At 64.8% G+C, this 15,124-nt stretch carries 10 protein-coding genes; 5 read left to right on the top strand and 5 right to left on the bottom strand.

Annotated elements, in window-relative coordinates; genetic code table 11:
- Positions 1-33 precede the first annotated feature (33 nt).
- The 5 genes from RCF13_RS05710 to dnaA all read right to left on the bottom strand — a co-directional run bounded on the left by RCF13_RS05710 (position 34) and on the right by dnaA (position 8,308).
- Positions 34-882 (bottom strand): CPBP family intramembrane glutamic endopeptidase, encoded by an 849-nt coding sequence (locus tag RCF13_RS05710; RefSeq protein ID WP_134968172.1) that lies wholly within the window; start codon positions 880-882, stop codon positions 34-36.
- Positions 883-949: 67 nt separating this feature from the next.
- Positions 950-3,409 carry a DNA topoisomerase (ATP-hydrolyzing) subunit B gene (gyrB, locus tag RCF13_RS05705; RefSeq protein ID WP_308140947.1) on the bottom strand — a complete coding sequence of 820 codons (2,460 nt, stop codon included), beginning with the start codon at positions 3,407-3,409 and terminating at the stop codon, positions 950-952.
- Between the two features lie 112 nt (positions 3,410-3,521).
- The gene (gene recF, locus RCF13_RS05700; protein WP_134968173.1) at positions 3,522-4,616 is read right to left on the bottom strand and encodes a DNA replication/repair protein RecF; all 1,095 of its coding nucleotides are present in this window, start codon (positions 4,614-4,616) and stop codon (positions 3,522-3,524) included.
- A gap of 984 nt (positions 4,617-5,600) precedes the next feature.
- Positions 5,601-6,701, bottom strand: a complete 1,101-nt coding sequence (gene dnaN / locus RCF13_RS05695) for a DNA polymerase III subunit beta (RefSeq protein WP_005411731.1) — start codon at positions 6,699-6,701, stop codon at positions 5,601-5,603.
- Between the two features lie 275 nt (positions 6,702-6,976).
- Positions 6,977-8,308 (bottom strand): chromosomal replication initiator protein DnaA, encoded by a 1,332-nt coding sequence (dnaA, locus tag RCF13_RS05690; RefSeq protein WP_061480432.1) that lies wholly within the window; start codon positions 8,306-8,308, stop codon positions 6,977-6,979.
- A 255-nt stretch (positions 8,309-8,563) separates the two neighbouring features.
- Here dnaA and rpmH point away from each other — a divergent pair, with 255 nt between their 5' ends.
- The 5 genes from rpmH (at position 8,564) to mnmE (ending at position 15,057) form a co-directional block, all read left to right on the top strand.
- Positions 8,564-8,704: a 50S ribosomal protein L34 gene (rpmH, locus tag RCF13_RS05685; protein WP_005411729.1), complete on the top strand. Its 141-nt coding sequence runs from the start codon at positions 8,564-8,566 to the stop codon at positions 8,702-8,704.
- Between the two features lie 5 nt (positions 8,705-8,709).
- Positions 8,710-9,204 carry a ribonuclease P protein component gene (rnpA, locus tag RCF13_RS05680; RefSeq protein ID WP_072168770.1) on the top strand — a complete coding sequence of 165 codons (495 nt, stop codon included), beginning with the start codon at positions 8,710-8,712 and terminating at the stop codon, positions 9,202-9,204.
- Positions 9,204-10,919 (top strand): membrane protein insertase YidC, encoded by a 1,716-nt coding sequence (yidC, locus tag RCF13_RS05675; RefSeq protein ID WP_061480431.1) that lies wholly within the window; start codon positions 9,204-9,206, stop codon positions 10,917-10,919. Before rnpA ends, yidC begins: the two co-directional genes overlap by 1 nt.
- A gap of 115 nt (positions 10,920-11,034) precedes the next feature.
- On the top strand, positions 11,035-13,704 hold the full coding sequence (locus RCF13_RS05670) for a polysaccharide deacetylase family protein (protein WP_134968174.1): 2,670 nt from the start codon (positions 11,035-11,037) through the stop codon (positions 13,702-13,704).
- Between the two features lie 3 nt (positions 13,705-13,707).
- Positions 13,708-15,057, top strand: coding sequence for a tRNA uridine-5-carboxymethylaminomethyl(34) synthesis GTPase MnmE (mnmE, locus tag RCF13_RS05665; RefSeq protein ID WP_231352418.1), 1,350 nt, complete (start codon positions 13,708-13,710; stop codon positions 15,055-15,057).
- The last annotated feature ends 67 nt before the right edge of the window (positions 15,058-15,124 follow it).

The raw sequence follows: 15,124 nt of genomic DNA, 5'->3' as shown, positions 1-15,124 counted from the left end.
ACCTGCTTAATCTTTCGTCAAGCGGGCACGGCGTTACGTTGACCCCAGGAACACCATTGCGGCGAGCGCGACCGCGTTGTTCAGCGCATGCGCGGCAATCGCCGCCCACAGGGTGCCGGTGCGGCGGTACAGCCAGCAGAAGGCGGCGCCCATGCCACCGTACACCAGCCACAGCTGCGCCATGCCCAGCACCGAGTTCTTGCTGACACCGGGCACTTCGTGGACCAGGGCGAACGCCAGGCTGCTGAGGATCAGGCCCAGCCAGGGGCGGCCGGCCTGCCACAGGCGCCCGAACAGGACGCGGCGGAACAGCAGCTCTTCGTAGGCGGGGGCGAGGACGACCGCAAACAGCACCAGGAACAGCGGGAAGCGAGCGATTGCGCTCTGCATCAGTTCCACGTTGGTGGGCACCGGCTCGATGCCGAACTGCTTGGAAAGGAAGGCGATGCCGTTGCTGCCGAGCACGATCAGCGTGGCCACCAGCAGGGTCCAGCCCCAGGTGGACGGCCGCAGCAACGCCTGTCGCGACGCCATGCGTTCGCCGGCGTTTGCCGGGCGTCGCCAGAAGTACAGCAGCAGCGCGGCGCCACCGGTGGCGATCAGGGCCATCAGGATCTGCGCCAGGGCACCGGGCTGGCCCACTGCCGCGCCGACGGCGTCAGGTGTCAGTCCACCGCCATTGGCCTCGGCGTTGGCGCGGCTGACCACGATTGCACGGTAGAAGCCCCAGAACAGGCCGGTGACCATGCTCAGGCCGACCAGGGTAACGGCGGCGATGCCCAGGTCGATGAAGAAGCCTGCCAACGGTGCCACGGCGCGCGGTGGGGCAGACACCGGCGGAACCGGGGGCGGGGCGGCGGAGACCGGGGTGGATGCGGACATCAGGTACCTGTGTTCAAGGGACGAAGGCCGGTGCAGCTCCCCGCGCACCGGCCAGGTCCCGATTGTGTCAGATATCCAGGTTGGCGACCTTCAGCGCATTGTCTTCGATGAAGTCGCGACGCGGCTCGACGACATCGCCCATCAGGGTGCTGAAGATCTGGTCGGCAGCGACCGCATCCTCGATGCGCACCTGCAGCAGGCGACGGGTTTCCGGGTTCACCGTGGTATCCCACAACTGCTCCGGATTCATTTCACCCAGACCCTTGAATCGCTGGATCTGGCGGCCGCGCTTGGCCTCCTCGAGCAGCCAGTTCTGCGCCTTCGCGAAGCTGTCGACTTCGATCGACTTGGCGCCGCGGGAAATCGTTGCACCTTCGCGCACCAGGCCGTGCAGCAGCTTGGAGGCCTGGTGGATCGCACGCAGTTCGCCACTCTCGAACGCCGACATCGGCAGCACCTGGATGTGCTCCTCGCCCATGTGGCGACGGGTCACCAGCACGGCGGCCGGGCGCTCGTCGTTGGCTTCCTGCAGTTCCAGGCTGAAACGCGGGCTGCCCAGGCTGCCCTGGTTGAGGCGCTTGGCCAGCGCATCCAAGCCTTCGCCTTCGCCGGCATTGCGCAGGCTGTCCATGTCCATCGGCACGAAATCGACCAGCGCTTCGAGCAGGTTGCGGTCATAACGGTGCGCGTTGCGTTCGATGGAATCGAGCGCGGCGGCGTAGGCCAGCAGCAGCTTCTCCAGCGCCAGGCCTTCGATGCCGGGCTCGCCGGTGGCCGGCACCAGTGAAGCGTTTTCCACTGCGCTGCTGGCCAGGTAGCTGTCCAGCGCCGGGTCATCCTTTAAGTACAGCTCCTGCTTGCCCTGCTTGATCTTGTACAGCGGCGGCAGGCCGATGTAGACGTAACCGCGCTCGATCAGCTCCGGCATCTGACGGTAGAAGAACGTCAGCAGCAGGGTGCGGATGTGGGCGCCGTCGACGTCGGCGTCGGTCATGATGATGATCTTGTGGTAGCGCAGCTTGTCCGGGTTGTACTCGTCGCGGCCGATGCCGGTACCCAGTGCGGTGATCAGCGTACCGACCTGGTCGGAGGACAGCATGCGGTCGAAGCGCGCGCGTTCCACGTTGAGAATCTTGCCGCGCAGCGGCAGCACCGCCTGGTTCTTGCGGTTGCGGCCCTGCTTGGCCGAGCCACCTGCCGAGTCACCCTCGACGATGAACAGTTCGGACAGCGCCGGGTCCTTTTCCTGGCAGTCGGCCAGCTTGCCCGGCAGGCCGGCGATGTCCAGCGCGCCCTTGCGGCGGGTCAGGTCGCGGGCCTTGCGCGCAGCTTCACGCGCACGCGCGGCATCGACGATCTTGCCGGCGATCGCCTTGGCTTCGTTCGGGTTTTCCTGCAGGAACTCTTCCAGGCGCGCACCGAAGGCGTTTTCCACCGCCGGACGCACGTCGGAGCTGACCAGCTTCTCCTTGGTCTGGCTGGAGAAGCTCGGGTCCGGCACCTTCACCGACAGCACCGCGATCATGCCTTCGCGCATGTCGTCGCCGGTCAGGTTGATCTTGGCCTGCTTGGCGATGCCGTTCTGCTCGATGTAGTTGTTGAGCACGCGGGTCAACGCACCGCGGAAACCGGCGAGGTGAGTACCGCCGTCCTTCTGCGGGATGTTGTTGGTGAAGCAGTACATCGTCTCCTGGTAGGAGTCGGTCCACTGCAGCGCCACCTCCACGACGATGCCGTTGTGCTCGCCGGTGACGGAGATGACATTCGGGTGCAGCGGGGTCTTCAGCTGGGCCAGATGCTCCACGAAGCTGCGGATGCCGCCTTCGTAGTGGAAGTCATCGCGACGGCCGTCGCCGCGCTCGTCGGCAAGGACGATCTTGACGCCGGAGTTCAGGAACGACAACTCGCGCAGACGGCGGGCCAGGATGTCGTAGTGGAATTCCACGTTGTCGTGGAAGGCGACGGTGGACGGCCAGAAGCGCACGGTGGTGCCACGCTTGGTGGTGGCTTCCAGCTTGGCGAGCGGGGTCACGACCGCGCCGTTGCTGAATTCCTGCTGGTAGTGGGAGCCGTTCTGGAACACGTCCACCAGCAGCTTCTGCGACAGCGCGTTGACCACGCTGACGCCGACGCCGTGCAGGCCGCCGGAAACCTTGTAGCTGTTGTCGTCGAACTTGCCGCCTGCGTGCAGGACGGTCATGACGACTTCGGCGGCGGACACTTCGCGACCGAGCTTGGCGCTCATCTGCTCGTGCTTGCCGGTCGGGATGCCGCGACCGTTGTCGGACACCGAGACCGAACCGTCAGCGTGGATCGTCACCGCGACATGGTCGGCGTGGCCGGCCAGCGCTTCGTCGATCGAGTTGTCGACAACCTCGAACACCATGTGGTGCAGACCGGTGCCGTCATGCACGTCACCGATGTACATGCCGGGTCGCTTGCGGACAGCCTCCAGGCCTTCCAGGGCGGTAATGCTGTTGGCGTCGTAATTGCCGTTGTTTGCCGGGGTGTTCTGTTCGTCGCTCATTGCGCTTGCCGTAGGCTCCGCAGGTCGGACACCGCTTGGGGCGATGTGCCGAGAATGAAAGGATTCCAACCCGAATTATACCAGCCGGGGTCGAGTGGCCCTGATGTGCCCACTATGGCACAGCCACGATCTGTGCATGTTCCACGTGGAACCGGGCGATCTGGGTCAGGCCCTGCAGGGCCGCCGGAGGTTCAGTAGCGGTGACGAAGATCTGCGCCGGGCCGGTGAGCAGGCGCTCCAATACCCGCGCCTGGTGGGTACGATCCAGTTCGGAGGCCAGATCGTCCAGTGCGATCACCGGCCATTCGCCGCGCTGTTCTGCATAGTCCTCAGCCTGCGCTATCAGGCACGCCAATGCGGTGAGCTTGGCCTGACCGCGTGACAGTGCATCGCGACCAGGAATGCTATGGAAATCCACACTCCAGTCCGCCCGGTGCGGCCCAACCGAGGTGTAGCCGGCCTGGCGGTCACGATCCCGGGCCAGAAGCAGAGCATCTGCCAGGGGAAGCTCATGCCGACGCCAGCCCGGACTGAGTTGCAGTGCCTGGATGCCGAGTTGCGGCGCCAAACTGGCAGCCAGCGCCACGGCACGCTGCTGCAGCCGCTCAAGGTAGTGCTGACGCCGGCTGGTAAGGGGCTCTCCGGCCTCAGCCAACTCGTGATCCCAGGTGTCCAGCATCCGCGACGGGCCGCCCTGCTTGAGCAGGGCATTGCGCTGCTTCAGCGCCCTTGAATAGCGGCGCCACAAGGACAGGAAATCAGGTTCCACGTGGAACAAGCCCCAATCCAGGAAGCGACGGCGGGGCTCGCCACCGCCGCTGACCAGCGCATGGCTGCCGGGCTCGAACGTCACCACCGCCAGCGCTGCGCAGAGGTTGCCGAGCTGAGCCACATCTTCACCGTCCAATCGTCCCTTCCAGTCCTGGCCACTGTGGCGCAGGCCGGCCTTTCGGCGATGCGGCGCGTGGTCGGCACGTTGCTCGTCCCATTCCACGAAGATCTCCAGCGCCTCCTGGCCCTGGCGTACCAGTCCATCGCGGACCCGGCCGCGGAAGCTGCGGCCATAGGCCATCAGATGCAGGGCCTCCAGCACGCTGGTCTTGCCGGCACCATTGTCGCCAGTGAGCAGGTTCAGCCCCGGCTGGGGCAAGAGATCCACCGCACTGAAGCGACGCAGTTGGTGCAAGGCGAGGCGGCGGATAAGCATGGGGCGCGAACGACCATCCGCTCGAGGCGGTAGAGGGGCAGGGAATCCATCAGCTTACTGCATCGGTCAAGCCGGACGCGCTGCACCCGCATCGATGCGTAGCAGAAGCTCCCGCACACCAACTGATCGCGGGTTCCACGTGGCGCCGGTTCACCGGCATGCCCGTTTCCAGCTCCGGACGCAGCTGAAATTCCTTTAATTCTGCACAGGGTTGCGGGGCGTGGCCCGCCAGATTTCAAGGATTTCAGGACCACTGCCGCAGGTGTTTGCTGAACGCTTGCCCGGCCAGGTGAGCGGGCGGGGGCCCGGGTTCCTCCAAATCTGCGATCCGATGCCATGGGAGGTTCCACAGATTTCAAAGAATCCGGCCCATTCGTTTCACGCTGTCCACAGCGGGACTGTATGACTTATACACAAGGTATGGGCAATCTGTGGATAAAAAAGCCATTTTGCTTGGGTCTGGAAACTATCCACAGGTTCCCCCCCAGCCTGAGGCGCCTCTATACAGGGGGTTTCACCCACATAAATTCCTTTTAAATCATGTAGATAACACATTTCTCCACGAAATCTGGCTCTACCATCACCACCATGCTTTAGATTTATACCCAGATTTAGAAGCTAGGCTTGGCTCGATCTGCCCCGAATGAGTCCTGTGGACAGAGAGGATTTCAGAAACAGCGAGCACCGTCGCCGCAGCGTGGATGCGCTTCGGCATCCGACCAGGCCAGGTCCATAGCAACTGCGTTGAGACTCCAGGTACCGGCCCCGATCAAACTTGATTCGGAAGCAGTCCCTGGCATCGACTCAAAGTCCCGTCGGTAGTTGGGAAGCAAAGCGCACGCAACCGGGTGCATCAAGGAAGATGCGTTCCGTCCGAAATACACGCTGGAAAGGGTCGGCCCGATGATCCACGTGGAACGTGCAAAAAAAAACGCCCGGGAGCTTCCCGGGCGTCGTTATGTTCCACGTGGAACCGGGCTGATGTCAGAGACGCAGCGGCATGACCACGTGGCGCGACTTCTCGCTGCTGGACTCACGCACCAGCGCCGAGGAGTTGGAGTCGCGCAGCTGGATGATGACTTCCTCATCGCGCAGGGCGGAGAGGGCATCCAGCAAGTAGTTCACGTTGAAGCCGATGGCGAGATCGCTGACCGTGGTATCGGCTTCGATCTCTTCCTGGGCTTCCTCCTGCTCCGGGTTGTGCGCGCTGATCTTCAGGTTGCCCGGCGACACTTCCACGCGGATGCCGCGGTACTTCTCGTTGGACAGGATCGCAGCGCGCTGCAGCGAGGCGCGCAGCGCTTCACGATCAACCTTCACCTCACGGTCGGCACCGATCGGAATCACCGCTTCGTAATCCGGGAAACGGCCGTCGATCAGCTTGGAGGTAAAGGTGACATCGTCGCGCTTGACGCGGACGTGGCTGCGGCCGACTTCCAGCTCGATCTCGCGATCACCGCTTTCCAGCAGGCGCTGCAGTTCGGTCACGCCCTTGCGCGGCACGATGATCTGGCGCTTGGAACCGCTCGGCTTGGCCAGGTCGGTTTCACACAGCGCCAGACGGTGGCCGTCGGTGGCAACGGTACGCAGGGCGTCGCCGCGCAGATCGAACAGCAGGCCATTGAGGTAATAGCGCACGTCCTGCTGCGCCATCGCGAACGCGGTGCGCTCGATGAGCTCCTTCAGGGTCGCTTCGCCGATGGCCACGCGCTCAGTGGCTTCCACTTCGTCAACCGACGGGAAGTCATTGGAGGGCAGGGTTGCCAGGGTGAAGCGGCTACGACCGGCCTGCACGGTGATCTTGTCTCCGGTCTGCGACACGGTGATCCGGCTGCCATCGGGCAGGGCGCGGATGATCTCGAACAGCTTGCGGGCGGGGATGGTGGTTTCGCCGTCCTGGGCATCTTCAACCGCGATCCGCGACACCATCTCCACTTCCAGGTCGGTACCGGTCAGCGACAGCTGGCCGTTCTGCACCTGGACCAGGAAATTGGCCAGAACCGGAAGGGTCTGGCGGCGTTCGACCACGTTGACGACCTGTGCCAACGGCTTGAGAAAGGCTTCGCGCTGCAGTGTGAAACGCATGTGGTTCCGTGCCCCTATGCTTTAAAAAATGTGGAATAAATCAAAAGCTTGGTGGTGCTGGTAGAGACAGAATCGCTGGAAAACAATGCTAAGTCTTTGTAAATAAAGGAGTTTCAGGCATCGAAACCCTCTGTATTACCGACCCCCAAGGGGTGGGGAAAGCTGTGGATAAATTCGACGGGATTTCAGACGCCATTTTTATCCACAACGTGTCCCGCGCTTGCTACCGGATTCTGCACCGTTTTGTGCGATGACGCCTCATCGGCATCCGTGCATCATTCGCTCAGCTTCCGGATCAGCTTGTCCCAGTCTTCGCGGAGCTTGCCGTCGGTTTCCATCAGGGTCCGGATCTGGCGGCAGGCATGCAGCACCGTGGTGTGATCGCGACCGGCAAAGGCGTCGCCGATCTCGGGCAGGCTGTGCTCGGTCAGTTCCTTGGTCAGGGCCATGGCGACCTGGCGGGGGCGAGCGAGCGAGCGGGTCCGACGCTTCGACAGCAGATCCTTGATCTGCAGGCCGTAGTAGTCGGCAACGGTTTTCTGGATGTTGGGAATGCTGATCGCCTGCTGCTGGGCGCGCAGCAGGTCGCGCAGGGTTTCCTGAGCGAATTCGGTGGTGATCGCGCGGCCGGTGAAGTTGGCGCGGGCGGTCAGGGTATTGAGCGCGCCCTCGAGGTCGCGCACGTTGGAGCGCATCTTCTTGGCGATCAGGAACGCAACATCATCGGGAATCTCGGCACCGCGTTCGCGCGCCTTGGCCAGCACGATCGCGGCGCGGGTCTCGAAGTCCGGCGGTTCGATCGCGACCGACAGGCCCCAGGCAAGCCGCGACTTCAGGCGCGCTTCCAGGCCTTCGACCTCCCGCGGATAGCGGTCACAGGTCAGGATGATCTGCTGCTTGCCATCGAACAACGCGTTGAAGGTGTGGAAGAACTCTTCCTGCGTGCGGTCCTTGCCGGCGAAGAACTGGATGTCATCGATCAACAGCGCGTCCACCTGCTGGAACTGGCGCTTGAACTGATCCATGGTCTTTTCCTGCAGGGCCCGGATCATGGCGCTGAAGAACTGTTCCGAACGCAGGTACAGCACCTTCGCGACTGGATTGGCCTGGCGCATCGCGTTGCCGGCGGCGAACATCAGGTGGGTCTTGCCCAGGCCGGTGCCTCCGTACAGCAGCAGCGGGTTGTGGGCCCGGTCGCCCGGCTTCTGCGCTGCCTGGAAGGCAGCGGCCAGGCCCAGCTGGTTACTGCGCCCTTCGACGAAGTTGGCGAAGGTGTAGTGATTGTCCAGATTGCCGGCAAACGGCACCTGCGGTTCGCTGGACACAGGCGCCGACGACGTGGAAACCGGCGCGTTCTGCGCCTCCACGGGGCGCGGGCGCGAGCCGATTTCAAGAAAAACGTCGCTGAAACCGGCGAAGTGAGCCAGCAGTTCGCGGATCCGGGCCAGGTACAACTCGCGGACCTGGTCGACGATGAAGGCATTCGGTGCATACAGCACCAGGCTGTCCACGCGCAGATCGGCCTGCAGCGGCTTCAACCAGGTATGAACGTCTTCCGGCGGGAACTCCGCTTCGAGGCGCTCGAGACTACGGGACCAGGCATCCATCAGCAATAATCGTCCGGTGGCCGGGGCATGGACGCGACAAGGCGCCCAAACACAGGCCGGAAAGGGGGGAAATGGATGGCTCAGACTACCACCGAGCGCCCGCCTTCGGAATGCTTGTCCCCTACTTATTCACAAAAACATCCACAGCTATTGCACAGCCCGGTGAATTCGCGTAGTCCCCAGGGGTTGACGTGAGGGGGGAGACCTCTCTAGAATTTCCGGTTCTTTCCGTCCCATTCATACGAGAGGCCCCCAATGGCCACGAAGCGCACCTACCAGCCCAGCAACCTCAAGCGTAAGCGCGACCACGGCTTCCGTGCCCGTATGAAGACCGCTGACGGCCGCAAGATCCTGTCGCGTCGCCGCGCCAAGGGCCGCAAAGTCCTGAGCGCCTGATTGCCATGCCGCACCCTGCGGCAGACGCAATCCCTTCGACAGTGAATACTGCAGACCCGCGCAAGCGATTCCCTCGCTCTGCGCGGGTTCGCACGCGTGCCGAATACTCAACGGTCTTCAACGGCGCCCGCCGTGTGTCCGATCCGCTGATGACCCTGCACTGGCTGCCGGCTGACCGGCCGGCCAGGCTGGGTCTGGCGGTTTCCCGCAAGGTCGATCCGAACGCCGTTGGGCGTAACCGGATCAAGCGCGTCCTGCGCGACATCCTGCGTCAGACACGTACCGATATCCAGCCAGGCGACTTCGTCGTCGTGGCCCGTAGTGCTGCGCGTTCCGCCAGCAACGACGAGATCCGCCAGGCCTTCCTGCGCCTGCTGCGTCGCCTGCGTGCATTGCCCGCGCCGGGCGTGGACGGCACAATGCCGCCGCCTGATGGCATCGCAACTCCTTCTTTGACCGAGCCGGCATCGCGTCCCGGCCCCGCCGAGCCTGTCCGCTGATGAACCAGACCCGCGTATTCCTCATTTTTGCCTGGCTGATGGTGGCCGTGCTGCTGTGGATGGAGTGGAGCCGTGAAAAGGCTGCTCCGACCCCGGCACCGACTACCACGTCCGCCCCGGCTGCCGCACAGAGTGTTCCGGGCGCTGCCTCGGGCGGCATTCCCAGTGCACAGGTCCCGGGCGCCCCGGGCCAGGCCGCTGTGCAGGCGCAGGCCAGTGCCACCCCGGCCAGCCAGCGCGTGACCGTCACCACCGACGTGCTGCGCCTGGTGCTTGATGGTGGCCGCGTGCTCGACGCCGAGCTGCTGCAGTTCCCGCAGACCAAGGACGAAGGCAGCCCGCCGGTTCGCCTGCTGACCGAAGACCCCGCGCATCCGTACAGCGCGATCAGTGGCTGGGCCAGCGAAGACAAGAACACCCCGGTTCCCGGCGCCGACGGCTTCAAGCTGGTCGGTGACACCAAGGACTTCGTGCTGGCCAAGGGCCAGAACGAGCTGCAGATCCCGTTCGTGTGGACGGCCGACAACGGCGTGACCATCAAGCGCACCCTGACCGTCTCGCGCAACGAGTATGCCGTGCGCTTCAAGGACGAAGTCAGCAATACCGGCGCCGCGCCGTGGAACGGCTACGTCTACCGCACCCTGGACCGCACCCCGACCATCCTGTCGCGGAGCATGACCAACCCGGACTCCTTCAGCTTCAACGGTGCCACCTGGTACGACAACGACAAGAAGTACCAGCGTCGTGCGTTCAAGGACTACCTGGAAGACGGCACGCTCAACCAGAACATCACCGGCGGCTGGCTGGCGATGCTGCAGCACCACTTCTTCACCGCCTGGATCCCGCAGAAGGACCAGACCGCACACTACGTGCTGTCGCAGGTGGCCGGTCGTGACCTGATCGAAGCGCGTGGCCCGGCCTTCACCGTGGCGCCGGGCCAGTCCACCAGCACCGAAGCCCGCCTGTGGGTCGGCCCGAAGCTGGTCAACCTGATTGCCAAGGAAGACGTGCCGGGCCTGGACCGCGTGGTCGACTACAGCCGCTTCTCGATGATGGCGGTGATCGGCCAGGGCCTGTTCTGGGTGCTGAACCAGGTGCACAAGCTGGTCGGCAACTGGGGCTGGGCGATCGTCGGCCTGGTGGTGCTGCTGAAGCTGGTGCTGTACCCGCTGTCGGCGACCCAGTACAAGAGCGGTGCCAAGATGCGTCGCTTCCAGCCGCGCATCGCGCAGCTGAAGGAACGCTATGGCGACGACCGCCAGAAGTTCCAGACCGCGATGATGGAGCTGTACAAGAAGGAAAAGATCAATCCGATGGGCGGCTGCCTGCCGATCCTCATCCAGATGCCGATCTTCTTCGCCCTGTACTGGGTGCTGGTGGAATCGGTCGAACTGCGCCAAGCGCCCTGGTTCGGCTGGATCCAGGACCTCACTGCACGCGACCCGTACTTCATCCTGCCGGTGATCAACGTGGCGGTGATGTGGTTCACCCAGAAGCTGACCCCGGCACCGGGCATGGACCCGATGCAGCAGAAGATGATGCAGTTCATGCCGCTGGTGTTCGGCGTCATGATGGCCTTCATGCCGTCCGGCCTGGTCCTGTACTGGGTGGTCAACGGCGGCCTGGGCCTGCTGCAGCAGTGGTGGATGACCAAGCGCCATGGCGGCGAGCCGGTCCCGGCCACCACCGCTCCGGCTCCGGTCAAGAAGAAGTAATCGGCAGAGCCGGCCACTGGCCGGCCGACCCCAGCAGAAGCCCGCCGCAAGGCGGGCTTTTCGCATGCGGCGTTAGAATCGCCTGCACACCGTTCCTCCCATCTTCGAGTCCGCCATGCGTGCGTCGTCGTTCCGCCTGTTCCTGCCCTCGCTGCTGTTGACCCTGGCCGTAGCGGGCTGTGGCGACAAGGACGCGAAGGTGCCGGCGAGCACGGTCACCCAGCCCAGCGCGCAGGCCGCCGCCGCTGCCGATCCGGCCGCCGCGCCGTTGCTGGCCGCGCTGCAGAAGCAACTCGATGGCTACCGCCGGATCATCGTGCTGCTGGCCGACGAGGAGCAGCAGTCGACCGCCGACCGTGGCACCTCCACGCGTGTGGGCCAGCAGCTGTTCCACGATGGCCTGGAACAGCGCACGACCATCGCCGCGCAGTTCGACACCCTGCTGCGCGATTCCAGCCCGCAGCGCTTTGCCACCCTCGGCACGGTGCTGGACTACATCGAGTCTGCGCCCGAACTGTTCGACGCCGATCGCCTGGCCTTCCGTGAAGTGCTGCGTGACCTGCATGAGCGGGTCGGCACCGATTCCTCGCTGCCGGCGGTGAAGCTGCACCAGCGCATCGGTGAGGATCTGGAAGCGCTCGATGAGATCGAGCGCAACTACAACCAGGAACTGACCCGCATCTTCAGCCGCTTCGAGCGCACCCGCGCCATCGAACTGAAGCGCGAGAAGTGGGACGACTACATCGCCCACCTGCACAAGGACTACAGCCGTGAAGCGATCCTGCGCGACTACGGGGTGATCGAGCCGTATCCGATGTCGATGAAGGACAGCGACCGCGAGATCTTCGGCCGCGACCTGCCGGCCAAGACGGTGGTGCTGACCTTCGACGATGGCCCGCACAAGGCCTACACCGATGAAGTGGTGGCCATCCTCAAGCGCTACGACGTGCCGGGCGTGTTCTTCGAGGTGGGCCGCAACCTGGGCAAGGTCGAGGCCGATGGCAAGGTCAGCCTCGGCCCGATGGCGAAGATCAGCCGCAACCTGATGGAAGAAGGCTATGCGGTGGGCAACCACAGCCTGACCCATGCGCAGCTGTCGCGTACCACCGGCGATGCGCTGCGCCAGCAGGTGCTGGACACCGACACGCTGCTGAAGGATGTCGACAGCAAGCGCGCGCCGCTGTTCCGCTTCCCCTATGGCGCGCGTAATGCCGAAGGCCTGCAGCTGCTCAACGAAGCCGGGTTGAAGTCGATCATGTGGAACATCGATTCGATGGACTGGGCCGACCCGGTGCCGGAATCGATCGTGCAGCGCGTGCTCGACCAGGTGAACAAGGAACAGCGCGGCATCATCCTGTTCCATGACATCCACGACCGTGCGGTGAAGGCGTTGCCGCAGATCCTCGACCGGCTGATCGCTGATGGCTACCAGTTCGCCGGGTGGAATGGCCGCGACTTCACCGTCGCCCGCGCGCGCAAGGGTGACACCAGCCCCGCCACCGTCACCACCGGCTACGAGAAGTCGTGGGCGATCGTGGTCGGCATCGACAACTACGCCAAGTGGCCAAAGCTGGAATACGCCAGCCACGATGCGCAGGCGGTGGCCGATACCCTGACCGGGCAGTTCGGCTTCCCGTCTTCGCAGGTGATCGTGCTGAAAAACGAGCAGGCCACGCGCAACAACATCCTGGCCGCGTTCCACGACCGCCTGGCCGATGACCGCACCGGGAAGAACGACCGCGTGTTCGTATTCTTCGCTGGCCACGGCGCGACCCGCCAGCTCGCCTCCGGGCGCGATCTCGGCTACATCATCCCGGTCGATTCGGATCCGAAGGAATTCGCCACCGACGCGATTGCGATGACCGACATCCAGAACATCGCCGAAAGCATGCAGGCCAAGCATGTGATGTTCGTGATGGATGCCTGCTACAGCGGCCTGGGCCTGACCCGTGGCGGCCCGTCGTCGTCGTCGTTCCTGCGCGAGAACGCGCGTCGCAGCGCGCGGCAGATGCTGACCGCCGGCGGCGCCGACCAGCAGGTGGCCGATGCCGGCCCGAATGGCCACTCGGTGTTCACCTGGGTGCTGCTGCAGGCGCTGGCTGGCAAGGGCGATCTCAACGGCGATGGCCTGATCACCGGTACCGAGCTGGCCGCCTACGTGGCGCCGGCCGTCTCAGCCGTTTCGCACCAGACCCCGGCCTTCGGCAGCCTGCCGGGTTCGCAGGGCGGCGAGTTCGTGTTCCAGGTGCCCGACAGCCAGGAATTCCTCAACGCCGATACGCGCCAGCTGACTGCCGATGCGATCGCGCTGAACAACAGGGTCGATGCCGCCAGCGAGGCCAAGGGCAGCCAGGCACCGGTGACCGTGGCCGACCTGCAGGGCGGCAAGGCCAAGCTGGTGGTGCCCAGCGCCGGTCCGGCTTCAGACCGCCAGCGCGCACAGCAGGCCAATGACCGCGGCCTGCAGTTGTATCGCGAGAAACAGTACGACGAGGCGGCTGCGCAGTTCACCGAGGCACTGAAGCTGCGCCCGGACTTCGCCCAGGCCGCCAACAACCTCGGCTTCGTCTACTACCGTCAGCAGCGCTACGCCGAAGCCGCACGCTGGCTGGAGAACACGCTGAAGATCGATCCGTCGCGTGCGGTGGCCTATCTCAACCTGGGCGATGCCTACTTCAACGCCGGCGACAAGGCCAAGGCGAAGCAGGCCTACACGACCTACCTGGCGCTGCAGCCGCAGGGCAGTGGTGCCGCGCAGGCACGCGCGCAGCTGGAGAAACTCTGAACCATGAACGACGCGATCCGCACCGACACCATCGTGGCCATCGCCAGCGCTCCGGGCGCCGGCGGTGTCGGCCTGCTGCGCCTGTCCGGCCCGCGCGCTGCAGCGATTGCCAATGCGCTGGGCGCACCTGCATTGCGTCCGCGCCACGCGCACTACGCGCGCCTGCGTGATGCTGACGGCGAGGTCATCGACGATGGCATCGTGCTGTGGTTCCCGGCACCGAACAGCTTCACCGGCGAAGAAGTGGTGGAACTGCAGGGCCATGGCAGCCCCGTGCTGCTGCAGCAACTGGTTGCGCGCTGCATCGCGCTCGGTGCACGCCAGGCGCGGCCGGGTGAGTTCAGCGAACGCGCTTTCCTCAACGGCAAGCTCGACCTGGCCCAGGCCGAAGCCATCGCCGACCTGATCGCGGCCGGCGACAATCGCGCCGCGCGCGCCGCGCGACGTTCGCTGGATGGTGTGTTCTCGCGGCGCATCGACGCCGTGGTCGAGCAACTGGTGCTGCTGCGCATCCACGTGGAAGCGGCCATCGACTTCGCCGACGAACCGCTGGATACCCTCGGTGGCGCGCAGGTGCGGCGTGGGCTGGAACAGGCGCGCAGTGATCTGGCCCTGCTGCGCCGCGACGCCGAACGCGGCCGTCGCCTGCGCGACGGCCTGCATGCGGTGCTGATCGGTCCGCCGAACGCGGGCAAGAGTTCATTGCTGAACGCGCTGGCCGGCAGCGAGCGCGCCATCGTCACCGACATCGCCGGCACCACCCGCGACACGCTGCGCGAGACCATCCGCCTGGACGGCCTGGAGCTGACCCTGGTCGACACTGCTGGCCTGCGCGACGGCGGCGACGCCATCGAACGCGAAGGCATGCGCCGCGCGCACGTGGAAATCGAGCGCACCGACCTGGCGCTGATCGTGCTGGATGCGCGCGATCCGGCTGCGGGAGAAGCCGCACTGGGTGAGGCCGTGGCAGCGGTGCCGCACAAGGTCTATATCCACAACAAGTCGGACCTGCTGGCGGCGCTGCCGACGCTGGATGATCCGGGCCGCGTCTTCGTTTCGGCTGCGACCGGCGCCGGGCTCGAAAATCTGCACGCGCGTTTGCGCTCGATTGCTTCGGCCGGGGCAGGGGAGCAGGTGGACGGTGAGTTCTCCGCGCGCACGCGCCATGTGCATGCCATCGAGCGAGCGCAGGAACACGCGCAGCGCGCCGATGGCGAGCTGGCGAATGAGCACCTGGAACTGGCCGCCGAGGAATTGCGGCTGGCCCATGACGCACTGGGCGAGATCACCGGGCAGATGAGTGCCGATGATCTGCTGGGAAGGATCTTCTCCAGTTTCTGCATCGGCAAGTAACTGTAGAGCCGAGCCCGTGCTCGGCTGTTCTACCGGTCAGCCGAGCATGGGCTCGGCTCTACAGGTG

Source organism: Stenotrophomonas maltophilia group sp. RNC7 (genome assembly GCF_030910085.1).
GTDB lineage: Bacteria > Pseudomonadota > Gammaproteobacteria > Xanthomonadales > Xanthomonadaceae > Stenotrophomonas > Stenotrophomonas sepilia.
This window is presented reverse-complemented; position numbering and strand designations above follow the sequence as displayed.